We start from the raw sequence: 25,409 nt of genomic DNA, 5'->3' as shown, positions 1-25,409 counted from the left end.
TCGCGCGCGTAGAAGCAGCGAACAGCACGTTCGCTGCAACCTCTCGGCGCTCAGGACGCCGCGCGCTCCCGCGCCAGGGCCTCGCGCGCCAGCGGTCCGTGGCGCCAGTCCTCGGGCAGCCGCAGGACCGCGGCGCGCAGGGCGCGGATCGTCAGCGTCGCGCCGAGGTCCGTCGTCGGCAGGACGGGCACGCCGTGCATCCGGCGCGCCCAGCGCGGCTGGAGGGCGAAGCCGAGGGCGGCGACGGCGGTCCACGCCGGGCGGGCCGGGGTGGTGACCGTGGTGCGCAGCGACATCGGGGGGACGAGCAGGCGCAGGGCGGCGGCGCGGCTGGTGGGCGAGGCGCGCAGGTCGCGGCGGCGCACGTCGGCGACGTAGTCGGCGACCTCGGCCCGGCTGGCGGGGACGTCCGTGGCGCCCAGGAGGCGGGCGGCGACGACCTGCTCGCTGTAGTACTCGTCGGCCTCCGCGTCGCTGATCGGCGCGCCGGCGCGGCGCACCGCCTCGAGGAACGAGCTGACCTCGGTGACGTGCACCCAGCGCAGGAGATCCGCGTCGCCGGCGGCGTAGGGCCGGCCGGTGACGGGGTCGGTGCCGCGCACGTACTCGTGGGCGCGGCGCACCCGGGCCGCGGCGGCGTCGACGTCGTCGCGGCCCGCGTACGTCACCGTCATCACGTACTCGGCGGTGCGCTGCATCCGCGGCCAGAAGGCGGTGTCGAAGTCCGAGTGCTCCGAGACCCCGGCCATCGCGAGCGGGTGCAGGGCCTGCAGGAAGAGCGCCGAGAGCCCGCCCGGACCGGCGGCGGGGTCGGCGAGCACCCGCCAGGTCACGCTGCCGGGCCCGAAGTAGCCGTCGGCCGGGTCGTTCGGGCGCATCACCCGAGGATGTCGTCCCGCAGCCAGGTCCGCCACGTGGGCACGAGGACGTCGAGCAGCGCCGCCGGGTTCTCGACGTTCGGGGCGTGCGCGGCGCGCGGGACGGCGGCGAACTCGGCCTCGAGCCGGTCGGCCATCGTGCGCTGCATGCTCACCGGCCAGGCGTCGTCCTCGAGCCCGCAGACGACGAGGCACGGCACGCGCCGGGTGCGGACGGCGGCGACCAGCTCGGCGGTGCGGTCCTGCTCGGCGCGCAGCGCGTCGCCCATCCCGAGCAGCCCGGCGACCGTCGAGCGCCGCAGGCGTTCGCGCAGCAGCGCCACGACCTGCGGGTCGGTGGACGACCACTCGCCGCCCGCATCGCGCAGCGCGATCACCGCGTCGATCCCGCGGCGGCGCAGCACGGGCTCGAGCACGTCGAGCTGGGTGCGCCGCCGGCCCATCGGCAGCTCGCCGGGACCGGTGTCCATGAGGGTGAGTCCGCGCACCGACGCCCCCGCGAGCACCGCGGCCCGCGCGACGAGCCCGCCGTAGGAGTGCCCGAGCAGCAGCACGCGCCGTCCGGCGGCCTCCTCGTCGGCGACGATCCCCGCGATCACGGGCCCGAGCCGCGCCGGGTGGTAGTCGGTCTCGACCTCCGGCCCCGGTGACTCGTACTGCCCGGGCAGGTCGAGCGCCAGCACCCCGATGCCGCCCGCGGTGATCGCGTCGATGAGCGGGGCGAAGTCCTCCTTGGAGCCCGAGTACCCGGGCACGAGCACCGCGGTGGCCGGCGTGCCCCCGAGCGCGGTGTCGGCGTCCGGGTCCGCGCGCAGGGCCGCGAGGGGGCCGAGCTCCGACCGGATCGTGACGCCGTAGGCGGCGTGCGGGTGGCACTGGGCCTCGCCCCGCCCGGCCGGGACCGCCGCCGGGGTCGCGTCGGGCGCACGCGTCGCCGGCACGCCGTTCGATCCGGTGGCCGACGCGGCCGCTGGGTCGCCGGCGCGCTCGGGGGTGTCGGGGCGTCCCACCTCGGTCAGTCTGCCCCATCCCGCGACGCTCCGGGTCGCCGAACGGGCGTCAGCCCGGCGGGCGCAGCGCGACGACCGTCGACCCGCGCAGCTCCACCACGACGGTGCCGGTGGTGGCCACGGTGACGGGGGTGCCGGCCGGCAGCGCGCGGGCGACGGGGATCACGGGCCCGCGCGGGGCGCCGGTGGTCGCGTCCAGCACGGCGAGCCCCTCGGCCACGGGCACGAGGGCCGCCGTGGCCGGCGCGCTGCCCGGCCAGGCGGCGCCGGCGCCGAGCGCGCCCGGCACGGTCCAGCGGGGGGTGAGGTCGCCGCCGTCGAGGGCGACGGTCGCGGTGCCCGTCCACCACAGCAGCACCGGGCCGACCGGGCGCACGGCCGCCGCGAGGCCGGGCGGGTCGGTCGTCGGGCCCGCGGCGGCCCCGAGCGGGACCACGGCGGCGGGCAGGTCGACGGTGTCGGGCGACGTCCCGACGACGTGCAGCGTGCCGTCCGGGGCGGCCCACGCGGCGCGCTGGTCGGTGAGCGCGACCAGCCGGGCGCCGCGCACGCCGAGCAGCTGCGAGGAGCGCTCCTCGGGCTTCTCCGAGCTCTGGGGGTCGGCGTCGACGACCGTGAGGCGGTCGGAGTCCTCGCCGGGGCAGCGCTGGATCATGCCGACCGTGCCGCCGCCGACCGCGACGGAGCCGTTGGTGCAGCCCGCGCGCGGCTGGGCGTCGGGCGGCTGCACCGGCGTGGTGATCCGCCCGACCTCCGTGGTGAGCACGAGGTCGGAGCGCCAGGTCTCGACGTGGTCGGTGCCCGTCCCGGTGACGTGGTCGCGGTCGGCGAGCAGGCGTGTGCCGTCCCGCAGGTCGGCGTTGCGGGCGGGGCCGCGGGCGCCGGTGTCCGGCTCGAGGGCCGCCACGTCGGAGCACCAGGTGCCCAGCGCGCCCTGCGTGCGGAAGACCGCGAGGACGTCACCGAACCCCGAGCCGACCGTGCACGGCAGCTCGGGGCGGCGGTAGCTCCAGGCCTCGCGGCCGGTGAGCGGGTCGTGGCCGACGACGCCGTCGGGGCCCGCGGTGACCACCGCGGGCCCGATGGCCAGGGGCGCAGGCGTCGCCGGGCTCTCGGCGCGCCACGCCTCGGTCAGCGCCGTCGGCAGCGGCCCGTCCGGGAGCGCCGACAGCGGCGTCGTCGCCACCCGGTCCTCGGTGTGCTCGGCGTCGCCGGAGGCCAGCACCAGCAGCGTGCCGACGACCGCGGCGACCGCGATCAGCGAGATCGCCACGAGATCGCCGCGACGGCGCCGCTCGGCCGGCGGGATCCGGACCCGCCCCTCCGGCTCCGGGGAGGCGGAGGGGTCCGGGTCCGTCGACGTCGGTGAGCCCACCGGCGCCGGAGTTACTCGCCCGCCGAGGCGGCGGCCGGCTCGGTCGACGTGGTCGCCGTCTCCGTGGCCTCGGCCGACCCGGAGCGCGACCCACCGCGGCCGCCGCGACGGCGCCGACGACGACGGCCGTTCCCGTCGGAGGTCTCGGCGGTCTCGGAGGTGTCGGACGTGTCGGCGTCGTCCGAGGCCTCCTCGGTGCGCTCCGCGGCGGCGTCGGTGCTCCCGGAGTCGTCGGCGCCCTCGGCGCCGTCCTCGCTGCCGGCCACGACCTCGCCGTTGCGCCGGCGGGTGCGCGAGCGCGAGCGCCGGCCGCGGCGACCGGAACCGTCGCCGTCGGACGACTCGGTCTCGTCGTCCCCGCCGGAGGCACCGCCACCACTGCCGCCACTGCCGCGACCGCGCGCGCGGGACCGGCCGGACGACCGGCGTCCGCCAGTCTCGCGGGTCGGGCCGTCCTCGGCCTCCTCCTCGGCCGGGCGGCGCCGCCGCGCGACGCGCCCGCGGGCGTCGTCCGGGATGCCGAGGTCGGCGTAGAGGTGCGGCGAGCTGGAGTAGGTCTCCGGCGGCTCCGGGGCGCCGAGGCCCAGGTCGTCGGAGATCGTCTTCCACTTCGGGATGTCGTCCCAGTCGACGAGCGTCACCGCGATGCCCGTCTTCCCCGCCCGGCCGGTGCGCCCGATGCGGTGGATGTAGGTCTTGGCGTCGTCCGGGCACTGGTAGTTGATGACGTGCGTGACGCCGGTGACGTCGATGCCGCGGGCGGCGACGTCGGTGCAGACCAGCACGTCGATGCGCCCGTCGCGGAAGGCCCGCAGGGCGTGCTCGCGGGCGCCCTGGCCGAGGTCGCCGTGGACGGCGCCGACCGCGAACCCGCGCTCGGCCAGCTCCTCGGAGACCTTGCTCGCGGTGCGCTTGGTGCGCGTGAACACCATCGTGGCGCCGCGGTCGGTGGCCTGGAGGGTGCGCGCCAGCATCTCGACCTTGTCGAGCGCGTGGGCACGGTAGACGAACTGCGCGGTCTTCTCGCCGATCGCGCTCGCGTCGACCTGCTCGGCCCGGATGTGGGTCGGCTGGGTCAGGAAGGTGCGCGACAGCGTGATGATCGGGCCGGGCATCGTCGCCGAGAAGAGCATCGTCTGGCGCTTCTCCGGGAGCATGCCGAGGATGCGCTCGACGTCGGGCAGGAAGCCCAGGTCGAGCATCTCGTCGGCCTCGTCGAGCACCAGCCCGGCGACCTTCGCGAGCACCAGGTGGCCCTGCTGGGCGAGGTCGAGCAGCCGGCCGGGGGTGCCGACCACCAGGTCGACACCGCGCTGCAGCGCGGCGATCTGGTTCTCGTAGGGGCGGCCGCCGTAGATGGACACGACGCGGGTGCCCACGTCGACCGCGGCGCCCTCGATGTCCTTGGCGACCTGCACGCACAGCTCGCGGGTCGGGACGACGACCAGCGCCTTCGGCGTGCCGTCGCCCGGCGTGCCCAGGCGCTGCAGGAGCGGGACGCCGAAGCCGAGGGTCTTGCCGGTGCCCGTGCGGGCCTGGCCGATGACGTCCTCGCCGGCCAGCGCCAGCGGCAGCGTCAGTTCCTGGATGGCGAACGTGCGCTCGATGCCGGCGCGGCTCAGCGCCGAGACGATCTTCGGGTCGACGCCGAGCTCGGCGAAGGTGGGGGATTCCTCGTCGACGGGGGCGCCGGCGTGCAGCGGCTCGGCGACCGGCTCGTCGGTGTCCTCGGGCGAGGACGGGGAGTCGGTGGTCACGGTGGTCAGGGGTCTGCCTCTCTCGCGGCTCGTGCGCGCGAGGCGGGCCGGCTGGCTCGACCACGTCGGGGTCGGCGACGGTGCACGTCTCTGGGGTGCGTGGCCCGCGCCCCGTCGTCGGGGCCGGACCACCGTCACCGGACGCGGGAGAGCCGGTGGAGGCGCCCGCACGCTCGGTTGCGCTCCGCTGTGCACACCGCGCACGACGGCGACCTTGGTGGTCGGCGACGGTGCATGCACCGCGGAACGCCACCATGGTACCTGGCGACCCGTGACGGACGCGTCACCGCCGGTGGGAACGCGCCGCGGGAGCCCCGCGGCCCCCTAGGCTGGTCCGCCGTGACCGAGCGCGACAACGGACCCGCGACCACGGCCCCCGCCGCCCCGCCCGTCGACCTCCTCGGCGCGGTCGCGTACGGCGCCCTCACGGCGTTCACGCGCCTCGCCGCCGACGCCGCCCTCGCCCCGGACCTGACGGGGCGCGCCGAGATGGCGGCGCTCGCCGCGGTCGAGATGGCCCACGTCGAGCGGGTCCGCGCCCACCTCACCGGGCGGGGTGTGGACCTCGTCACGGCGATGACGCCGTTCGCGGCCGTCCTCGACGCCTTCGCCGCCCGGACCGCGTCGCGCGACTGGGGCGAGGCGCTCGTCGGCGCCTACGTCGCGCGCACCCTGGCCGTGGACCTCGTGGCGGCGACGGGGGCGGCTTCGGGAGCGGTCTCGGACGACCAGGACGCCGAGCTGCTGCGCGGCCCCGACGCCGGACGAGAGGCGGCGGGCGAGAGCGGGTTCGACGCGTTCGCCGAGCGCGCGGTGGCCGACGTCGCCGTCGACGACCAGACCCGCGGCCGGCTGGCCCTCTGGGGACGTCGCCTGCTGGGCGAGACGCTCGCCGCGGCCGACGAGGTGCTCGACGAGCACCCGGACGCCGCGGCGGCGCTGCTCGGCGGGACGGCGCGCGCCACCGTGTTCAAGGCCCTGAAGTCGCGGCACACGAAGCGCATCCACGCGCTGGGCCTGTAGGCCCCGGGAGGCCCCGGCCGATCGCCGCGGTGGACTAGCCTCGCGCGGGCACTGCAGCGACGGGTGCAGCGACGGACGTGCTGAGCGGAGGAACGCGTGGAGGTCAAGATCGGCGTGGCGGAGAGCCCCCGCGAGCTCGTGGTCGCGAGCGACCAGTCGCCCGAGGAGGTGCAGGGCCTCGTCGACGAGGCGCTGGCCTCGAACGGCGGCACGCTCGCGCTCTCCGACGACAAGGGCCGCCGGTACATCATCCCCGCGGCCCGCATCGCCTACGTGGAGATCGGCCCCGGCGAGGGCCGCCGCGTGGGCTTCGGCGTCGGCGCCTGAGCGCCACGCCCGGGGAGATCACGCGGGGAACGACGCCGGGGCGGGTGCGACCCGCCCCGGCTCTCACCCCTCCTGGCTGTCATCCCTCCTGTCGGGGGAACCCGCCGATGCCGCGCCAGGCGAGCTGGGACATCAGCGTGATCGCGTCCTCGCGCGGGGGCTGCAGCCCGGCGTCGAGCCAGTAGCGCGCCGCGGTGGTCGACAGGCCGACCAGCCCGACGGCGAGCAGCCGGGCCCGTTCCGGCTCGAGTCCCGCGTCCGTGGTGACGGCCTCGGTGACCGCGTCGATGCAGTCGGACGTCGCCTTGTCGACCAGCCCCGCGATCTCGGGGGTCGCGCGGGTGTCGGTCTCGAACACGAGGCGCATGGCGCCGTCGCGGGACGACACGACGTCGAAGTAGGCCTGGATCGTCGCCTGGACGCGGGCCTTGTTGTCCGTGGTCGAGCGGATCGCCGCGCGCACGGTGCGCACCATGTCGTCGGCCGCGCCCTGCACCAGCGCCCGGTAGAGGTCGAGCTTGCCGGGGAAGTGCTGGTAGAGCACCGGCTTGCTGACCCCGGCCCGCTCGGCGATCTCGTCCATCGCCGCCGCGTGGTACCCGCGGCCGCCGAACACCTCGCGCGCCGCCTCGAGCAGCTGCGCCCGGCGCGCGGACCGCGTCATCCGCGGCCGTCCCGCAGCGACACCCGGGCTCTCCGGAGGGCTCGCCTGCCCGTTCATTCCCCCGCCCCCAGACACCCTTCGCGCGGCGGCACGGTTCTCGACCGCCTCGGACGGATGACCCTACCCATCGGGTGACGCCCGCGCCGGTCCCGCCACGCGTGTTGTTACCCGTCGGTCCGCGTTCATCCGGATGTCACCGTGACGCCGTCACCTCGCTACCGCATCATGGTGCCCGTGATCATCCGCCGCCCCGTGCCGTCCACCGGACCGTCACCCGTCGGCCATCCTGCCGATCACGCCGTCGACCCCGCCGGCGGTCGCGCCACCGACGTCCCCCTGGCCCCGGTCTCGGCGCTGGGCCCGATGGGCGACGCCGCGGCCCCGACGCCGTACTGGCCGGGGCGGGAGGTGACGGTCGGGGAGTCGACGCTGCACGTGCGCGAGACGCCGGGCCCGGCGGGGGAGACCGCCGTGTACGTCCACGGCCTCGGCGGCTCGTCGAACAACTGGACCGAGCTGGCCGGCGCGCTCTCGGCCCGCTGCCGCGGGCTCGCGGTGGATCTGCCCGGCTTCGGGCGCACCCCGCCGCCGGCGACCGGCGACTACCGGCCGACGGCGCACGCGGCCACGCTCACCGCCTACCTCGAGGACCTGCGCCGGCAGGGCAGCGGTCCGGTGCACCTGCTCGGCAACTCGCTGGGCGGCGCGGTGTCGCTGCTGGCGGCCTCGGCCCGGCCCGACCTCGTCCGGACGCTGACCCTCGTCAGCCCCGCGATGCCCGACCTGCGCCCGCTGCCCTCGCGCCTCGGCGGGAAGCGGGCGGCGCTGGCCCTGCTGCCGGTGGTCGGCGGGCGCGCCCGGGCCGAGCAGGACGCCCGCACGCCGCGCGAGCGCCTCGCGTTCACGATGGCGCTCTGCCACGCCGACCCCGGGCGCGTCGGCCCGCGCGCCTTCGCGATGGCGGCCGAGGAGGCCGAGGAGCGCGCGACGCTGGGGTGGGCGCCCGAGGCCCTGCACCGCTCGTTCGTCGGGCTGCTCGGCACCTGGTTCGCCCCGTCGCAGCGCTCGCTGTGGGCCGCGGCGGCGCAGGTCACCGTGCCGAGCCTCGTGGTGTGGGGCGAGGTCGACCGTCTCGTCGGCGTGTACCGCGCGGCGCGCACCGCGGCCGCGCTCCCGGCGGGCCGGCTCCTGCGCCTGCCCGACGTCGGGCACGTCGCCCAGATCGAACGCCCGCAGACCGTCGCCCGGGCCGTGCTCGGGCTGCTCGACGCCGCGGCCGACGGGTCCTGGCCGGGCGCGCCCGCCCCGGCCCGCACCCGGGGACGGAGCACCTCCGCGGCCCGACTCCGTGATCGCCTCGCCCCGGGCGTCGCGGCGGCGCGCGGGGGCGCGTATGGCACAGTTCCCGTGTGACCCGGCCGGTCCGGCGTGCTGCCGACGAGGACTCCGACCTCGCTGACCGCGCCGACCTCGCGCCCGAGCAGGCGCCGTCCCGTCGCCGTCCCGAGCCGCCGCGGGGACGCCCGTCCCGTCCCGGGCAGGGCCCGGCCGGACGATCGGGCGGACGGTCCGGCGGACGGTCCGGGCCGCCTCCCGGACGCGCCTGGCCGCCCCCGCCCCGCCGTTCGGCGGGCGCCTCGGTGCTGCGGTCCTGGCGGCTGTGGGTGATCCCGGGGCTCGTGGTGCTCACCGTGCTCGCCGTGGTCGAGGCGCTGTCCCCCGGCGGGGACGCCGGCTCGGCGTCGCCGCTGCTCGCGCCGCCCCAGAGCTCCTCGCCGGTGGTCACCGAGGCCCCGCCCGGCGTCGGGCAGAACGTCGACATCCCCACCGCCGAGCTGCCCGCGGGTGGCGAGTTCCCCGTCACCGGGGCGGGCACCTGGCACGTCGTGCCCGGCACGACCCCGCAGGCGGGCACCGGGCGCGTCTACACCTACTCCGTCGAGGTCGAGGACGGCGCCGTCATCCCCGAGGGCGAGCAGGCGTTCGCCACGGCGGTCGACGCGACGCTCACCGATCCGCGCAGCTGGGTCGGGTCCGGCCAGATCGCGGTCCGCCGCATCGACGCCGGCGTGCCCGACTTCCGCGTCAGCCTGACCTCGCAGATGACCGACCGGCAGCAGTGCGGCTACGACATCCGCTACGAGGCGTCGTGCTGGAAGTCCGACATCGGCCGGGTGCTCATCAACGGCTCCCGCTGGGTGCGCGGCGCCGCGGCGTTCGACGGGCAGCTCGGGCTCTACCGGCAGTACGCCATCAACCACGAGGTCGGCCACGTGTTCGACAACCGGCACGTGCCGTGTCCCCAGAACGGGGCCCTGGCGCCGGTGATGATGCAGCAGAGCTTCGGGACGGCGAACGACTACCTCGCGCAGCTCACCGAGGAGAACCCGCAGGGCACGCAGATCCCGCGCGACGGGAAGACCTGCCAGCCCAACGCGTGGCCGTACCCACAGGGCGCCGTGCCGCCCGCGGGCTGACGAGCCGCGTCACGTCGGGGAACATGGCGGGCCGCGCGGTGGTTGTGCGCCGTGAGGACCAGTGAGAACAACACTCGGGAGTTGAGCGCCGTCATGGCATCCCTGCCGCCCCTGGTGGAGCCGGCCGCGGAGCTGACCAAGGACGAGGTCGCCCGCTACAGCCGCCACCTGATCATCCCTGACGTGGGCGTCGACGGTCAGAAGCGTCTGAAGAACGCCAAGGTGCTCGTCGTCGGGGCCGGCGGCCTCGGCAGCCCGGCGCTGCTGTACCTGGCCGCGGCCGGCGTGGGCACGCTCGGCGTCGTCGACTTCGACGTCGTCGACGAGTCGAACCTGCAGCGCCAGGTCATCCACGGGCAGTCGGACATCGGGAAGTCGAAGGCGCAGTCGGCCAAGGAGTCGGTCGCCGAGATCAACCCGCTCGTGACGGTGAACCTGCACGAGACGCCGCTGGACTCGTCGAACGCGCTGGACATCTTCCGCGACTACGACCTCATCCTCGACGGCACCGACAACTTCGCCACGCGCTACCTCGTCAACGACGCGGCCGTGCTGCTCGGCAAGCCGTACGTGTGGGGCTCGATCTTCCGGTTCGAGGGCCAGGTCTCGGTGTTCTGGGAGGACGCCCCGAACGGCCAGGGCCTGAACTACCGGCACCTCTACCCCGAGCCCCCGCCGCCGGGCATGGTCCCGTCGTGCGCCGAGGGTGGCGTGCTGGGCGTGCTCTGCGCGTCGATCGGCTCGATCATGGTCACCGAGGCCATCAAGCTCATCACCGGTATCGGCGACACCCTGCTCGGCCGTCTCAAGATCTACGACGCGCTGGACATGGACTACCGCGAGGTGAAGATCCGGCGCGACCCGAACGCCACGCCGGTCACCGAGCTGATCGACTACGAGGCGTTCTGCGGCACCGTCTCCGACGACGCCCAGTCCGCGGCCGCCGGCCACACCATCACGCCGGTGGAGCTCAAGGAGAAGATCGACGCGGGCGACAAGTTCGAGCTGATCGACGTCCGGGAGCCCCACGAGTGGGAGATCGTGAAGATCCCGGGCGCCAAGCTGATCCCCAAGGACAAGATCCTGTCGGGCGAGGCGTTCGCGGAGATCCCGCAGGACCGCCAGACGATCCTCTACTGCAAGTCGGGCGTGCGCTCCGCCGAGGCGCTCTCCGCGCTGCAGAAGGCCGGCTTCTCCAACGCCGTGCACGTGGGCGGCGGTGTCACGGGGTGGGCGCAGCAGGTCGACACCTCGCTGCCGACCTACTGAGCCACGGGGTCCAGGGCGCTGCGTCCTGTGCGCGCGCCCGGAACGAACGAACGGCGCTCTCGCTGCTACCGAAGCAGCGAGAGCGCCGTTCGTTTCTCGGGGGCGTCGGCGCTCGGCGTAGCCGCCGCGAGCGGGCGGTCTAGTGCGCGCCGGCGGCGGCCGGGGTGCGGTCGGTCGAGGTCGCGCTCTCGTCGCTGTCCCCGGCCTCGTCCGCGCCGTGGGTCTCCTGCTCGATCGCGTCGCGCACGAGCGACGGATCGTCGAGCGCGGCCTGGAAGCGCTCGTCGTCGCGCTCGCCGCACCAGCCCGCGACGACCATCGTGGCGACGGAGTTGCCGATGACGTTGGTCAGCGCGCGGCCCTCGCTCATGATCCGGTCGATGCCGGCGATGATCGCGATGCCGATGGCGATCGACTCGGTCGTGTAGAACTCGCCGCCGAACGCCTGCAGGGACGCCGCGAGGGTGACGAGGCCGGCGCCGGAGACGCCCGCCGCGCCCTTGGACGTCAGCAGCATCAGCGCCACGAGCCCGAGCTGCACGCCCCAGGGCAGGTCCTGCCCACCGGCCTGGGCGATGAACAGCGCCGCCATCGTCAGGTAGATGCAGGTGCCGTCGAGGTTGAACGAGTACCCGGTCGGCAGCACCATGCTGACCGTCGAGCGGGACGCGCCGGCCGACTCGAGCTTGGCGAGCAGGCGCGGCAGCACCGTCTCCGAGGACGACGTGCCGACGATGATGAGGATCTCGTCCTTGATCATCCGGATCAGCTTGAAGATGTTGAACCCGGAGAACGCCGCGACGCCGCCCAGCACGACCACGACGAAGATCGCGCACGTTCCCCAGAAGGTCAGCATCAGCGCGAGCAGGTTGCCCAGGCTCTCGCCGCCGAGCGCGCCGACGGTGTAGGCGATGCCGCCGAAGGCCGCGATCGGGGCCAGGAACATGATCAGGCGGATCATGCCGAAGATGACCTTGGCGATGAGGTCGATGCCGCCGACCACGCGCTTGCGCAGCGACGGGGCGAGCATCGAGGTCGCGATGGCGACGAGGATCGCGAGCACGAGGACCCGCAGGATCTCGTTCTCGACGAACGGGCCGACGAAGCTTTCGGGCAGCAGGGTGTTCTCGATGAAGTCGAGCGCGCCGCCGCCCTCGCTGCCGCTGGCCACGTCGGCCTGGGCCTCGGCCAGGGTCGCCGGGTCGGGCGGGATCGCCGGGAAGCCCGCGCCGGGCTGCACGAGGTTGACCACGATCAGCCCGAGGCCGAGCGCGACCAGCGTCATGATCAGGAAGTACACGAGCGCCCGGACCGCGATGCCGCCGGCGGTCGCGAGGCGGCCGATCGAGGCGATCCCCACGATCACGGTGCAGAAGATGACCGGCGCCGTGATCATCTTGATCAGCTGGATGAAGATGTCGGGCAGGAACTTGAGGTCAGAGGCGAAGTCCGGGGCCGCCAGGCCGACGACCACGCCGGCCGCGATCCCGATGACCACCCAGAACCAGAGCTGGGTCCAGACCCCGCGGCGCCCCGACCCGGCCGCCCCGCCGGACCCGCCCGGCTCGGGCGCCGGGCGCGCGTCGGCTTCCTGCGTCGACATCGATGTCTCCTTCCGGTCCACCATCCCCACCCCGGGTGGAGGTGGCGTGGGTCTCACCCGCCGGGTGAGGCTAGGGCGCACATCACCCTGCGTGGGACACCCGTGGCACGGAGTTGGGGATGAGTTGAGGAAAGGGGACCCGTGAAGGTCGTGCTGGTCGAGGACAGCGGGCCGGTGCGCGACGCGCTCTCCGCCGCGCTGCGGGGCGCGGGCTACCGCGTGACGCCGGTCGGCACCGGCGCGGCCGCGCTCGAGGCCGTGACCGGGCCCGACGCCGCGGCCGACCCGCCCGACATCGTCCTGCTCGACCTCGGGCTGCCCGACCTCGACGGCGTCGAGGTGTGCCGCCGGCTGCGCACCCGGTCGACGGTGCCGATCATCGCCGTCACCGCGCGGGGCCATCAGCAGGCGCGGGTGCTCGGCCTGCGCAGCGGCGCCGACGACTACGTCGTCAAGCCCTTCGCGATCGACGAGCTCACCGCCCGGATGGAGGCCGTGCTGCGGCGCAGCGCCGGCCACGTCGTCGCGCCCGTCGTGCACGCGGGCCCGCTGCGGATCGACCTCTCGCGCCGGGTCGTCGAGGTGTCCGGGCGCGAGGTCGGCCTGCGGCGCAAGGAGTTCGACCTCCTCGCCGCGCTCGCGCGCCGCGACGGCGCCGTCGTCTCCCGGGCCGATCTCCTCGACGACGTGTGGGGTCTCGCCCCCGACGACCCGGGACTCGACGCCGGGCTGCATTCGCTCGAGGTCCACGTGGCCGCGCTGCGCAGCAAGCTCGACACCCCCGGGGCGGTCGTCACCGTGCGCGGCGTCGGCTACCGGCTGGCCGCCGGCGACTGAGGATCCGGCGCCACCGGACGGGTCGGGAGCCGCACGGTGAACACGGTGCCCCGGCCGTCGGGGCCGGGCGCGACGTCGATGCTGCCCTCCCGGCGGTCGACCACGCGCCGCACGAGCGCCAGGCCCAGACCCCGCTCACCCCGGCCGCGGTCCTTCGTCGACCACCCCGGCGCGAACGCCGCCTCCGGGTCGGCGAGCCCGGGGCCGTCGTCGGCGACGCGGACGACGACGGCGCCGTCTGCTGCGTGCACGTCCAGCTCGACGACGCCGCCGCGGCCGTCGTGCGCGCTCGCCAGCGCGGCGTCGAGGGCGTTGTCGACGAGGTTCCCGACCACCGTGACGCGGTCGGTCGACGCCTGCTCATCGCCCGCGACGTCGACGTCCAGGCTGGTCGTGTCGCCGATGCGCAGCTCGAGGCCCCGGTCGCGGGCGTCGGTCGCCTTGTCGAGCACGAGGGCCGCGAGCGCGGGGTCGGCGATCCGGTCGCGGAGGTCGCCGTCGCCGGCCCCGCCGTCACTGCCGTCGAGCAGGTCGTGGTTCCAGCGCTGGGCGAGGTCGCGGGCGTCGTCGTGGGCCCCGAGCTCGATGAGCGTGGAGACGGCCTGCAGGTGGTTCGCGTGCTCGTGCGCGGCGAAGCGCAGCGCGCGCGTCACCGAGCGCGCGTCGTCGAGCTCGCGGGTCATGGCCTCCAGCTCGGTGCGATCCCGCAGGGTCACCACGAGGTCGGTGATCGCGGGCTGCGCGAGCTCCGTGCGGTTGACCAGCAGCAGGCGCTCGCCCACGAGCATCGTCTCGTCGGTGACGGGGGAGCCGTCGGCGAGGCGTTCGCGCAGGACCGGGTCGACGCCCAGCGCGTCGAGGGTCGGCCCGGCGGCGCGGGAGGGGCCGACGGTGTCGGGCAGGCCGAGCAGCCGGGCGGCCTCGGCGTTGAGGACGACGACGCGCCCGGTGTCGGCGTCGAGCACGAGCAGGCCCTCGCGCATCGCGGCCATCACGGCCTCGTGGTGGCGGTGCAGCGCGGTGATCTCGCGGGGCTCCAGGCCGAGGGTGTCGCGCTTGACCCTCCGCGCCGCGACCCAGGCGACGCCGACGCCGAGGGCGATCGCGAGGGCCGCGGCGAGCGCGAGGATCCCGAGCTCGCGGGCGATCCGGTCGGCCACCTGCACGCGCAGCTGGCCCGCCGCCACAATCCCGACGACGTCGCCGGCGGCACCCCGCACCGGCACGATCGCCCGCACCGACAGCCCGAGGGTCCCCGGGAACGTCTCCACGAGCGTCGCGCCGGCGGCCGCCGGCAGGAACGTGCCCTGGTAGGTCTCGCCGATCCGCGCCGGCTCGGGGTGGCTCAGGCGGGTGCCGGCCGGGTCCATGACGGTCACGAAGGAGATCCCGGTGCCCTGGCGGGCGGCCTCCGCCGCGGCCTGGACCCGCGGCACGTCCCGGGCGACGACGGCGTCGGCGAGCCCCGGGGCCGACGCGAGCGACACCGCGACGGCGAGCACCTTGTCCGCGGCGTCGCGCTCGATGGTCTCGCGCGTGTTCCAGGCGCTGACGCCGCCCGCGATGACCGCGGTGAGCACGACGGTGACGATCTCCAGCGCCAGCAGACGGCGCACGAGCGTCGACCGGCGCCGGGTGCCGGCCGGCTCCGGGTCGAGCTCCGCCCCGCCCTGTGTCCGGCCGCTGCTCACGGGAGGACCGTCGCCTCCCCGCCGTCACGGCGCAAGCAGGGGTCGCCTCCCCCGCCCTCCCCGCCGCCACGACGCGAGCAGGGGTCGCGGGGGAGCGAGGGACGCCCTCGCTGCGCCCGACGCAGCGAGGGCGCCCTTCGGTCCGCGGCGGCGGGCGCGCCCTTCGGTCCGCGGCGGCGGGCGCCCCTCGGTCCGCGGCGGCGGTCGCGGAGAGCGACGACACCGTGGTGCGCCCCGCACGGTGCGTGCTGATCACGCTGCGCCACCGCCCGCGGCGGGCCACGCCGCGCCCACGGGCTCTCCCGTTCGCCCCGTGGACACGCGGTGCCGGGCGACCCGACCCGGGTGACGGACAGCCGTCGGGCGCCCGACCGCGGCGGCGATGTGGCGATCGCCTCCCAGCTCGGGTCCGGTCCGGTCTCCGCGCCACGTCGACGGCGACGCAGCGTCGGCAAGAAAGGGACGCCTGTGGACGAAGATGGACGGAACAGACATCTCCCGCTCACCGAACGCGATCCCCGGGGTGCGAAACGTTCCCACGCCACGTGACGACGAGGAGGGGGTGGATATCGTCTCGTGCACGACGAGGTGACGATGAGGACACGGTCGAGCGACCGTGAGCGGGGAAGAGGTGACTCGGAGTGACAACAGTGCGCGCCCGGTCGACCAAGCCTCCCCGTCGCTGGGGCATCTGGACGATGACCGTCGTCCTCGCGGTCATGGTCCTCACCGTCCTCACCGTCTCCGGCCTCGTGAACGCCGCGATCGGCAACGACGCGCACGCCCGGCCGCCCGAGGGGCACGACCACGTCCCCGCCGACATCAGCACCGGCGGCCCGATCATCGACGCCCGCACTGAACCCGTGCGCTCGGCCCGGCTGCCCGAGCGCACCGTCGCCCTCACGTTCGACGACGGCCCCGACCCGACCTGGACCCCTGAGGTCCTCGCCGTCCTCGCCCGCCACCGTGTGCCCGGCACCTTCTTCACCGTCGGGTCGATGGTCGCGCGGCACCCCGAGCTGGCCCAGCGGATCATCACCTCGGGCTCCGAGATCGGGGTCCACACGTTCACCCACCCCGACCTCGCCGGCGTCTCGACCTGGCGCCGCGACCGCGAGATCGGCGACACCGAGCTCGCCATCGCCGGCGCGACCGGGATCTCGACCCACCTCATCCGCCCGCCGTTCTCGTCGACCTCCGACGCGCTCGACGACCCCGGCTACGGCACCGTCGTGGCCGCCGGGCAGGCCGGGTACGTCACCGTCCTCACCGACGTCGACAGCGAGGACTGGCAGCGCCCCGGCGTCGACGCGATCGTCCGCAACGCGACCCCGCAGAACGGCGCCGGCGCGACGGTCCTCCTGCACGACGCGGGCGGTGACCGGTCCCAGACCGTCGCGGCGCTCGACCGCCTGATCCCCGAGCTCCAGGCCCAGGGCTACCGCTTCACGACCGTGAGCGACGCGGCCGGCCTCGGCCCGCACGGGCTGCCCGCGCCCGCCCGCGACCGCCACGTCGGGCAGGCGCTGCTCGCCACCGTCGGCGTGGCCCAGGGCGTCGTCACGCTGATGCAGCTCGCGCTGATCGGCGTCGGCGGGCTGGTGATCATGCGGCTGCTGGTCATGGTCGTCGTGGCCCGCCGCCATGCGAAGCGCCGCCGGGATCCCGCGTTCTCGTGGGGCGAGCCGGTCACCGATCCCGTCTCGGTGGTGGTCCCCGCCTACAACGAGGCGGAGAACATCGAGGCGACCGTCCGCTCGATCCTGGCCAACGAGCACCCGCTCGAGGTCGTGGTGGTCGACGACGGCTCGACCGACGGCACCGCCGACCTGCTCGAGGACCTCGCGCTGCCCCGGGTGCGGGTGGTGCGCCAGGAGAACGCGGGCAAGTCGGCGGCCCTCAACCGTGGCGTCGCCGCCGCGAAGCACGACCTCATCGTCATGATCGACGGGGACACGATCTTCCAGCCGGACACGGTGGCCGAGCTCGTGGCCCCGTTCGCCGACCCGGAGATCGGCGCCGTCGCCGGCAACGTCAAGATCGCGAACCGCACGCGGCTCATCCCGCGGATGCAGCACCTCGAGTACGTGGTGGGCTTCAACGTCGACCGGCGGGTGCAGGACACCTGGGGCTCGATCTCGACCATTCCGGGCGCGGCGGGCGCGTTCCGCCGCGAGGCCGTGCAGGAGGTCGGCGGGCTCTCCTCGGACACCCTCGCCGAGGACACCGACCTGACCATCGCTCTCGGGCGCGCCGGCTGGCGGGTCGTCTACAACGAGAAGGCGCTGGCCTGGACCGAGGCACCGGTCACCGCGGGGCAGCTCTGGCGGCAGCGGTTCCGCTGGAGCTACGGCACGATGCAGGCGCTCTGGAAGCACCGCCGGGCGCTGCGCGAGCGAGGCGCGTCCGGGCGCATGGGTCGTCTCGGGCTCGCCCACATCGGCGTCTTCCACGTCGCCCTGCCGCTGGCCGCGCCCCTGGTCGACCTGCTCTTCGTCTACGGGCTGATCTTCGGCGACCCGGCCGTCGCGCTGCTGCTGTGGGGCTCGATGCTCGTGCTCCAGCTGATCGCCGGCGTGATCGCGTTCCGGATGGACGGCGAGCCGCTCGGGCCGCTCTGGGCGCTGCCCGTGCAGCAGCTGATGTACCGCCAGCTCATGTACGTCGTGCTCGTGCAGGCCGTGATCAGCGCCCTCACCGGCGCCGGGGTGCGCTGGCAGAAGCTGCAGCGCACCGGCGCGGTGGCCGAGCACCTGGCCGCGCCGGCGGGACAGGACGGCCGCTCGCGCCCGGCCGCCGACCGGCTGCCCGCACCGGCGGTGCCCCGGGGGCCCGCGCCGGACGCCGCCCCCGCAGCGCCGGTCGCGACCAAGGCCCCGAAGACCGGCGGGGGCCGCGAACGGTGGCTCGACCTGCTGCGCGCCGTCGCGCTGATCCGGGTCGTGACCTACCACGCGTTCGGCTGGGGCTGGATGAGCATGGTGTTCCCGTCGATGGGGGTCATGTTCGCCCTCGGCGGGTCGCTGATGGTGCAGTCGCTGCGCCGCGGCGAGGCCCTCGACGTCATCGGGCACCGGCTGCGACGCCTGCTGCCGCCGCTGTGGTTCTTCGGGCTGCTCGCCGTCCCGATCATGCTCTGGCACGGGTGGTCGGGGCAGGACGCCGACGGCAGCGTGACGTCGCCGCTCGTCTGGTCCGACCTCCTGTACTGGGTCTTCCCGCTCGTCGACCCCCCGGGCAGCGACTGGGGTGCCGACGCCGTCGTCGGCCTCTGGTACATCCGCGCCTACCTGTGGTTCGTGCTGCTCACGCCGGTGATGCTCTGGGCGTTCCGCCGCCGGCCCCTGGTGGCGCTCGCGGTGCCGATCGTGCTCGTCGGCGTCGACGCGGTGCTCGGCTCGCCGCTGGGCGAGTGGGGCGCGATCGGGCCGGTGCTCGTCGACGGCGGGACGTTCGCCGCCTGCTGGATGCTCGGCTTCGCCCACCGCGAGGGCACGCTGCGCCGCCTGCCCCTCCTGCTCGCCACCGGCGTCGCCACCCTCTTCGTCGTCGGGGGTCTCGCGTGGGCGTTCGGCCACCCGGCCGGTGACGACGGCATCGACCTGAACGACATCCCGTTCGCGCAGGCCCTCGTCTCGCTCGGTGCGGTGCTGCTCGTGCTGCGGCTGAACCCGCAGGTGGCGTGGCTCGAGCGCGTGCCGCTGCTCGGGCGCCTGGTCACCGTGGTCAACGCCCGGGCGATCACGATCTACCTCTGGCACAACGTCGCGATCGCGTTCTCCCCGTCGATCGGCGACCTGCTCGGGTGGAACTCCGAGGCCCAGCACTTCGGGATCGCCTGCGCGCTGATCGTCGTGTGCGTGCTCGCGTTCGGCTGGGTCGAGGACCTCGCCGCGGGCCGCGCGCTCTCGCTGCTGCCCGACGGTCGCGGCAAGGCCCGCACCAAGCGGCCCGTCGCCCCCGGCCCGACGCCGCCGGTGATCCCGACCGACGTCGAGAACGGCGAGACGTCGGCGCTCTCGCAGGGTTCCCTGCGCGCCCGGATCAGCCGGGTGGTCGGCGTGGCGCCGTCGCCGCCGGTGGACCGCGTCGTGGCCCGGCCGCGCCCGACGCCGACCGGCCGCGCACCGATGCCCTCCCCGCCGACCGGCGTCCCGAGGGGGACCCGGACCGCGCCGCCGACCGCACCGGAGAGGGACCGCTCGGGTCCGGGCACCGGTCGCTACACCCCGGTCCCCGCCCACGCTCCCCGCCCGACGGGTGCTGTGCAAACGGGTGCTGTGCCGGCGGGTGCTGTGCCGACGGGTGCTGTGCCGACGGGTGCTGTGCGGGGTGCTGCGGCGTCGGGCGGAGCGGGACCGAGCGGGGCGTTCCCGGCCGTCGGGGCTGCTGCGGGTGCGACCGGAGCGACGCGGACGACCGGGCTGGGTCGGTCCGGCGGTGGTCCCGCGCCGGTCCCGGCGCCGCCACCACCCCTGCCCTCGCCCACACCGCCGGGACCGCCCCGCCCGGGCCGTCCCGGTCGCCCGGGCACGCCGCCCGCCGGCACCGCCCGGCCCGGACGCGCGGCGGACCGGCACCACCCGGCTCCGCCGCCGGAGGGGCCGACGTCGCTCGTGCCCGCCAGTCCGTCGGGCCACGACCCGGTGCTGTCGTTCGCCGAGGGCCCGGGCCGCGCGCCGACGTCGCACCCACCGACGGCCGAGCCCCCGGCGCCGCGCCGGGGCCGCCACTCGCTGGCGGGCGAGGACCCCGGCCGGCCGTCGACGAAGGACGGGGGCCGGCACGGCGGCGGGCGGTCGGACCGGCGCTGACATCGGACCGGCGCTGACGTCGGACCGGCGCCGACGTGGGACCGGCGCCGGCGCCGCGTCTGGGCCCCGGCGCGGTGCTAGCGTCGGCTCCGGACGGAGTGCGGCGTCGGAACGCTCCGTCCTCCACGCTCGTGGGGTCCCGTGGCGCGCTCTGTCGATGCTGCGCGAGGAGCGTGCCGTGGACACCTGGTTCGAAGGACTCAGCCTGCCCGTCAGCGACCTGGACCGGTCGGTGGCCTGGTACGAGGCGCTCGGGTTCGTGTGCGAGGTCCGGACCCACCAGTTCGGGCTGATGCGGCTCGGTGCCGGCACCGTCGGACTGCTCGACCTCGGGGTCGGCGTGACCCGCGACGCCGACACCGGCGGTGGTCGGCTCCGGTCGTTCGTCCAGGTCGAGATGGGGACCGACGACCTCGACGTCCTCTACGCCGACCTCCTCGCCCGCGGCGTCGCCGTGCACACCCCGCCCCGCGACCGCGGGTTCGAGCGGTCGCTGCAGCTGCGCGACCCCGACGGCTTCACCGTCGAGTTCGCGGAGGGCGCGCGAGGGCGCAACCGCACGGACTGACGCGTCGCTGTACACAGAGCAGCGGGAGTAATCGGCGCCGAAGTGCGCCGATGTCTTGTTTGTTCCCGGTGGGTTGCCTAGCTTGTACACAGTTCGGAGGTGGTCACGCGGCTGATCGTGCCGTCCCGCCCGGCTCGCGCTCATCGGGCTGTCCTGCCCGACGGGTGGCGGCGGTCGTCCCCATCTCGACCGTCGCGTCGCCACGAGCCGTGCGACCTGGACACCACCCGGGACTCCGCGCGGCGAGCGCCGGGAGTGCCGTGACGACGCCGACCGACCGCCGTGGACCGACGGGAGGACCGATGGACCGAGGACGTTCCACCGAGCCGGACACCCCGCCACCGGACCGCGCGGCTCCGCGCTCCCGGCCGCTGCGGGAACCGGTGCGGAACCCGTGGCTGTGGATCGCCATGGCGGTCGTCGTCGTGGCCGGGGTCCCGCTCTACCTGCCCACGGGTGCCATCCGTCCGCTGGTGGGCGGCGTGCCGTTCTGGCTGCTCATCAGCGTCGCCGCCACGGTCGCGTTCAGCGCCCTGACCTGCTGGGCCTGCCTGCGGGACTGGAACCTCGCCGAACCGGCGGAGGAAGCGGCCCGCGAGCGCGACGCGGAGGTGTCGCCGTGAACGAGCTGACCTTCTCCGGGACGAGCGGCGTGCTCGTCCTCGCCGCCTACGCGGTGGTCATGCTCGCCATCGGGTGGTGGGCCGGGCGCGGGAGCACGTCGAGCTCCGCCCGCAGCTACTACCTCTCGGGCGGCGGCCTGGGCTTCGTCGCGCTGTTCTTCACGCTCTACGCGACGCAGTACAGCGGCAACTCGATCGTCGGCTACGCCCCCGAGGCGTACCGCTCGGGGTTCTCGTGGTGGCAGTCGGTGCCGTTCATGGTTGCGGTGATCGCCACGTACCTGCTCTTCGCGCCGCGGCTCTACGTCGTCGCCAAGCGGGAGGGCTTCATCACGCCCACCGACTGGCTGCGGCACCGGTTCGGGTCCGGCAAGCTCACCGTGCTCGCCGCCGTCCTCATGCTGTGGGGGCTGGCCAACTACCTGCTCGAGCAGCTCGTGGCGATGGGCCAGGGCATCGCCGGCCTCACCGGCGCGACGATCCCTTACGAGATCGGCGTCATCGCGTTCGTGCTGGTCATGCTGATCTACTCGTGGTCGGGAGGGATGCGGGCCGTCGCGCTGACCGACGTCATGCAGGGCATCGCGCTGCTCGTCGGCGTCGCCGTCCTGCTCTTCGGGGCGCTCTACCTCGTCGGCGGCGACGTCGCGGGCGTCACGACCGCCCTGGCCGACACCGACCCGGAGAAGGTCGCCGTGCCGTCGACGACGACGTCGGTGGAGTGGCTGTCGATGATCGTGCTCATCGGTCTCGGCGCGTCGGTCTACCCGCACGCGATCCAGCGCATCTACGCGGCGCGCAGCGAGCGCACCCTCAAGCGATCGCTGGCGGTCATGGCGTGGATGCCGCTGCTGACCACCGCCGTCGTCTTCGTGGTGGGCATCGTCGGCACGCAGCTCTTCCCCGGCCTGTCCGAGGACGACTCCGAGCAGCTCATCGGGATGATCGCCAACGAGGTCGCGGGCCTGGGCGTCGTCTTCTACCTCATGATGATCCTGCTGTTCGGCGGGGTCGTGGCGGCGATCGTGTCGACCGCGGACTCGGCGCTGCTCGCGTTCTCCTCGGTGGTGTCCCGCGACGTCTACGGCCGCTACGTGAACCCCGCAGCGCCGGAGAAGCGCCAGGTGCTGGTCGGGAAGATCGCGGGCGTGGTCGCCGTCGCCGTGCTGCTGCTCATCGCGTGGAACCCGCCGGGCACCCTCTACGAGATCTTCGTCCTCAAGTTCGAGCTCATCGTCCAGCTCGCCCCGGTCTTCATGCTCGGCCTGTACTGGCGGCGCATGGCCGCCGGCCCCGCCTTCTGGGGCATGTTCGCCGGCGCCGCCATCGCGGGTGCGCTCACCGTCGCCGGGGTCGACGACCTCGGTGGTGTCCCCGGCGGCCTGCTCGGCCTCGCCGTGAACGTCGCGATCTGCGTCGTCGGCTCGCTCCTCGTCGGCGGTCCCGACGACCACCCGTCGGAGGACCCCGTGCCCGCCGCGCGGGAGGCCGTCGGGACGGGCTGACGGTCAGTGGGTGGGGTCGACCTGGATCATCCAGAGGTGCCCGTCGGGATCGGCGACCGTGCTGCACCAGGTGCCCCACCCCGGGTCCCGGGGCTCCTCCTTCACCACGGCGCCGGCGGCCCGGGCGCGGTCGGTGAGCGCGTCGACCTCGGCGGCCGTCCCCACCACGACGGAGAGCAGGCACTCGCTCTGGCCCGGCGCGGCGACCTCGTGGTCGGCGGTGACCCATCCGAAGCCGCCGGTCGGGATCAGCATGAGCGTCACCCCGGGCCCGAGCACGAACTGCAGGGGTTCGGGGAGGCCGTCGTCACCGGTCTCGCCGAGGGGCTCCAGGCCCAGTCCTGCGGTGTAGAAGTCGTGCGCGACGCGCCGGTCGGCGGTCGGGACGGCGACGACGACGGCCACGGCACGCTCCTGGAGATCGGGGCCTCAGTAGTACCAGGGGAACGGGCTCCAGTCCGGCGCGCGCTTGCCGAGGAACGCCTCCTTGCCCTCGGTCGCCTCGTCGGTCATGTAGGCGAGGCGGGTGGTCTCGCCGGCGAAGAGCTGCTGCCCGACGAGGCCGTCGTCGGGGAGGTTGAACGCGTACTTCAGCATGCGCTGCGCCTGCGGCGACTTCCCGAGGATCTCCCGCGCCCACTGGATCGCGGTGGTCTCGAGCTCGGCGTGGGGCACGGCCTCGTTGACCGCGCCCATCGCGTGCATCTGCTCGGCGGTGTACGTCCGGCCGAGGAAGAAGATCTCCCGGGCGAACTTCTGGCCCACCGCGCGGGCGAGGTACGCCGAGCCGAACGCGGCGTCGAAGCTGCCGACGTCGGCGTCGGTCTGCTTGAACCGGGCGTGCTCGGCGCTCGCGAGGGTCAGATCGCACACGGAGTGCAGCGAGTGCCCGCCCCCCGCCGCCCACCCGTTGACGACGGCGATGACGACCTTCGGCATGAACCGGATGAGGCGCTGGCACTCGAGGATGTGCAGCCGCCCGGCGTTGCCGCGCTCGGCCGGCGAGACCTCCGTCTCGGACTCGGCGTACTGGTAGCCCGTGCGGCCACGGATGCGCTGGTCGCCGCCGGAGCAGAACGCGTGCCCGCCGTCCTTCGACGACGGTCCGTTGCCCGTGAGCAGGACGGCGCCGACGTCGGCGCTGGTGCGGGCGTGCTCCAGGGCGGTGGCGAGCTCGTCGACGGAGTGGGGACGGAACGCGTTGCGGACCTCGGGGCGGTCGAACGCGATCCGCACGCATCCCAGCTCGACGTGGCGGTGGTAGGTGATGTCGGTGAAGCCGAACCCCGCCACCTCCTGCCACTGCGGCGGATCGAACAGCGGGGCATCGGCGTCGACCATGGTCGCGAGCCTAGGAGGCGTCACGGGGTGCTCGTGCTCACGGGCGTGCGTAGCTGAGGGGGTTCTCAGCATCGCCCCGGCGTTGTCGGGGGTCGGGGCTATATTCGAACACATGAGCGAGCGGGTGGTGGGGCCGGTGGAGTGTGCGGCGCTCGACCGGGCCCGTGAGCGGGTGGTGGACCAGCGTCGGGGCTACTACCGCCAGCTCGAGGACGTCGCCGAGCTGGTCCGTCTCGGGGTGGCGCAGGCGACCGGGGACCGCAGCGCAGCGCGGCTGGTCCAGGAGCTGTGGCGGGTCGACCCGGCCGAGGCCGGCCGCCGGGTCGAGGAGGCCGAGGATCTCTGCCCGCGGGTGTCGTTGCGGGGTGAGCCGTTGCCCCCGCGCTATCCGTGCACCGCGGCGGTGTGCGCCGACGGTCAGGTCTCCGGCGATCATGTTGTGATCATCCGCCGCACCCTGGGCCGTCTGGAACACCTCGGGACCGTCGCGGTCGCCGACCTGGTCTCGTGTGAGCGGATCCTGGCCGAGGCCGCGGCCGGGTTGCCGCCGCGGATGCTGCGCCGGGTCGCCGACCGGATGCTCGCCGAGTTCGACCCCGACGGGGCCGCCCCGCCCGACGGTGCCGACGCCCGGGATGAGTTGCGGTTGCTGCGCCGCCGCGACGGGTCACTGGCGCTCAAGGGCCGGCTGCAGGACCCGCTGGACGCCGAGATGATCGTCGAGGTGTTCGACCTGCTCTCGACCCCCGCCGGCCCCGACGACGAGCGGGACCTGGCCCGTCGGCACGCCGACGCGCTCAAAGACCTCGCCCAGAACGCGCTCGGCGCGACCGGGCTGGCCACCGACGCCCGCCGGGAGAACCTCGACCCACCCAAGGAGACCGGGCCCGACAACACAGGCGACGACACGGGCGACGACACGGGCGACGACACGGGCGACGACACGGGCGACGTGTCCGATGTCCCATCGGAAGCGACAGACGAAGCCACGGGCGAGGCTGGTCAGCAGGCGCTGATCCCCGAGCCGCGGATCCCCGAGCCGCTGCGGGCCGCGCCGAACCCCGCGCCCACCCCGGGCGCCGGACCCGGCCGCGCCCTGCTCACGATCACCATCGACCACCGGTGGCTTCGCGACCAGGTCGGGCACGGCGTCCTCGACTCCGGGCACGCGGTTGACGTCACCACCATCCGCCGGTGGGCCTGCGACGCGGGCATCGTGCCGATGGTCCTGGGCTCCCGCGCCGAACCCCTCGATGTCGGGCGGCTCTCCTACACCGCCCCCGAAGGCATCCGCCGCGCCCTGATCGTCCGCGACGGTGGTTGCGCGTTCCCCGGCTGCACCCGACGACCCCGCCGCTGCCACGCCCACCACGTGCGCCAGTGGCTCGACCACGGCGACACCGCCCTGGACAACATGACCTTGTTGTGCCGGTTCCACCACCAGCTCATCCATCACGGCCACTGGACCGTCGCCATCGTCGACGGCCTGCCCTGGTTCACCCCGCCCGGCTGGATCGACCCCAATGCCGCTGACTTAAGCGGCTGGGGGCTCGATGAGGATCTTGGGTGCGTCGGGGTGGCGGACTTGGCGGTGGTGGGCTCGTTTGGTGAGTTTGTCGCCGATCTGTGTTCGTTTGACGACCCGGG

At 74.8% G+C, this 25,409-nt stretch carries 20 protein-coding genes; 11 read left to right on the top strand and 9 right to left on the bottom strand.

Annotated features, from left to right (window positions below; all coding sequences use genetic code 11):
- Positions 1-50: 50 nt before the first annotated feature.
- The 4 genes from QSK03_RS30845 to QSK03_RS30830 are packed head-to-tail and all read right to left on the bottom strand — an operon-like array spanning position 51 to position 5,020.
- On the bottom strand, positions 51-878 hold the full coding sequence (locus tag QSK03_RS30845; RefSeq protein ID WP_285659429.1) for an oxygenase MpaB family protein: 828 nt from the start codon (positions 876-878) through the stop codon (positions 51-53).
- Positions 878-1,888, bottom strand: coding sequence for an alpha/beta fold hydrolase (locus QSK03_RS30840; protein ID WP_285659428.1), 1,011 nt, complete (start codon positions 1,886-1,888; stop codon positions 878-880). Before QSK03_RS30840 ends, QSK03_RS30845 begins: the two co-directional genes overlap by 1 nt.
- A 49-nt stretch (positions 1,889-1,937) precedes the next feature.
- Positions 1,938-3,263 (bottom strand): Rv3212 family protein, encoded by a 1,326-nt coding sequence (locus QSK03_RS30835; protein ID WP_285659427.1) that lies wholly within the window; start codon positions 3,261-3,263, stop codon positions 1,938-1,940.
- A gap of 11 nt (positions 3,264-3,274) precedes the next feature.
- A complete protein-coding gene (locus QSK03_RS30830; protein ID WP_285659426.1) occupies positions 3,275-5,020 on the bottom strand; it encodes a DEAD/DEAH box helicase in 1,746 nt (581 codons plus the stop codon).
- A 339-nt stretch (positions 5,021-5,359) separates the two neighbouring features.
- Between QSK03_RS30830 and QSK03_RS30825 the strand changes: the two genes are divergently transcribed.
- Positions 5,360-6,043, top strand: coding sequence for a ferritin-like fold-containing protein (locus QSK03_RS30825; protein ID WP_285659425.1), 684 nt, complete (start codon positions 5,360-5,362; stop codon positions 6,041-6,043).
- 96 nt (positions 6,044-6,139) lie between these two features.
- Entirely contained in the window at positions 6,140-6,370 is a 231-nt protein-coding gene (locus tag QSK03_RS30820) for a DUF3107 domain-containing protein (RefSeq protein WP_285659424.1), read from the top strand.
- A 79-nt stretch (positions 6,371-6,449) separates the two neighbouring features.
- Here the strand turns inward: QSK03_RS30820 and QSK03_RS30815 are convergent, their stop codons facing one another.
- Entirely contained in the window at positions 6,450-7,034 is a 585-nt protein-coding gene (locus QSK03_RS30815) for a TetR/AcrR family transcriptional regulator (RefSeq protein WP_285659423.1), read from the bottom strand.
- A gap of 234 nt (positions 7,035-7,268) precedes the next feature.
- Here QSK03_RS30815 and QSK03_RS30810 point away from each other — a divergent pair, with 234 nt between their 5' ends.
- From QSK03_RS30810 to moeZ, 3 genes are all read left to right on the top strand, one after another.
- Positions 7,269-8,447, top strand: coding sequence for an alpha/beta fold hydrolase (locus QSK03_RS30810; RefSeq protein WP_285659422.1), 1,179 nt, complete (start codon positions 7,269-7,271; stop codon positions 8,445-8,447).
- Positions 8,444-9,511, top strand: coding sequence for a DUF3152 domain-containing protein (locus tag QSK03_RS30805; RefSeq protein ID WP_285659421.1), 1,068 nt, complete (start codon positions 8,444-8,446; stop codon positions 9,509-9,511). The genes QSK03_RS30810 and QSK03_RS30805 overlap by 4 nt, the downstream gene beginning before the upstream one ends.
- A 93-nt stretch (positions 9,512-9,604) precedes the next feature.
- Positions 9,605-10,780, top strand: coding sequence for an adenylyltransferase/sulfurtransferase MoeZ (gene moeZ, locus QSK03_RS30800; protein WP_285659420.1), 1,176 nt, complete (start codon positions 9,605-9,607; stop codon positions 10,778-10,780).
- 139 nt (positions 10,781-10,919) lie between these two features.
- On the opposite strand, the gene QSK03_RS30795 is transcribed toward moeZ, so the two are convergent.
- Positions 10,920-12,383 (bottom strand): cation:dicarboxylate symporter family transporter, encoded by a 1,464-nt coding sequence (locus QSK03_RS30795; protein ID WP_285659419.1) that lies wholly within the window; start codon positions 12,381-12,383, stop codon positions 10,920-10,922.
- Between the two features lie 141 nt (positions 12,384-12,524).
- Between QSK03_RS30795 and QSK03_RS30790 the strand changes: the two genes are divergently transcribed.
- A complete protein-coding gene (locus QSK03_RS30790) occupies positions 12,525-13,220 on the top strand; it encodes a response regulator transcription factor (protein ID WP_285659418.1) in 696 nt (231 codons plus the stop codon).
- On the opposite strand, the gene QSK03_RS30785 is transcribed toward QSK03_RS30790, so the two are convergent.
- Positions 13,196-14,911, bottom strand: coding sequence for a sensor histidine kinase (locus QSK03_RS30785; protein WP_285659417.1), 1,716 nt, complete (start codon positions 14,909-14,911; stop codon positions 13,196-13,198). The two genes, QSK03_RS30790 and QSK03_RS30785, sit on opposite strands and share 25 nt — an antisense overlap.
- A gap of 641 nt (positions 14,912-15,552) precedes the next feature.
- Here QSK03_RS30785 and QSK03_RS30780 point away from each other — a divergent pair.
- The 4 genes from QSK03_RS30780 to QSK03_RS30765 all read left to right on the top strand — a co-directional run bounded on the left by QSK03_RS30780 (position 15,553) and on the right by QSK03_RS30765 (position 22,421).
- Complete coding sequence (locus QSK03_RS30780; RefSeq protein ID WP_285659416.1) at positions 15,553-19,725, top strand: glycosyltransferase; 4,173 nt, start codon at positions 15,553-15,555, stop codon at positions 19,723-19,725.
- Positions 19,726-19,903: 178 nt separating this feature from the next.
- Positions 19,904-20,293: a VOC family protein gene (locus QSK03_RS30775; RefSeq protein WP_285659415.1), complete on the top strand. Its 390-nt coding sequence runs from the start codon at positions 19,904-19,906 to the stop codon at positions 20,291-20,293.
- Between the two features lie 302 nt (positions 20,294-20,595).
- The gene (locus tag QSK03_RS30770; RefSeq protein ID WP_285659414.1) at positions 20,596-20,916 is read left to right on the top strand and encodes a hypothetical protein; all 321 of its coding nucleotides are present in this window, start codon (positions 20,596-20,598) and stop codon (positions 20,914-20,916) included.
- On the top strand, positions 20,913-22,421 hold the full coding sequence (locus tag QSK03_RS30765) for a sodium:solute symporter family protein (protein ID WP_285659413.1): 1,509 nt from the start codon (positions 20,913-20,915) through the stop codon (positions 22,419-22,421). Before QSK03_RS30770 ends, QSK03_RS30765 begins: the two co-directional genes overlap by 4 nt.
- 3 nt (positions 22,422-22,424) lie before the next feature.
- Here QSK03_RS30765 and QSK03_RS30760 read toward each other — a convergent pair whose 3' ends face one another.
- A complete protein-coding gene (locus tag QSK03_RS30760) occupies positions 22,425-22,826 on the bottom strand; it encodes a VOC family protein (protein WP_285659412.1) in 402 nt (133 codons plus the stop codon).
- A 24-nt stretch (positions 22,827-22,850) separates the two neighbouring features.
- Entirely contained in the window at positions 22,851-23,762 is a 912-nt protein-coding gene (locus QSK03_RS30755) for a 1,4-dihydroxy-2-naphthoyl-CoA synthase (RefSeq protein ID WP_285659411.1), read from the bottom strand.
- Positions 23,763-23,874: 112 nt separating this feature from the next.
- On the opposite strand from QSK03_RS30755, the gene QSK03_RS30750 reads away from it, so the two are divergent.
- Positions 23,875-25,409, top strand: a 1,535-nt coding sequence (locus QSK03_RS30750) for an HNH endonuclease signature motif containing protein (RefSeq protein WP_285659410.1), incomplete at its 3' end; no start/stop codon positions are given.

Source organism: Actinomycetospora sp. NBRC 106375 (assembly GCF_030269665.1).
In the GTDB taxonomy this organism is placed as follows: Bacteria; Actinomycetota; Actinomycetes; order Mycobacteriales; family Pseudonocardiaceae; genus Actinomycetospora.
The sequence above is the reverse complement of the archived record's forward strand: the minus strand, read 5'-3'. Positions and strand labels throughout refer to the sequence as shown.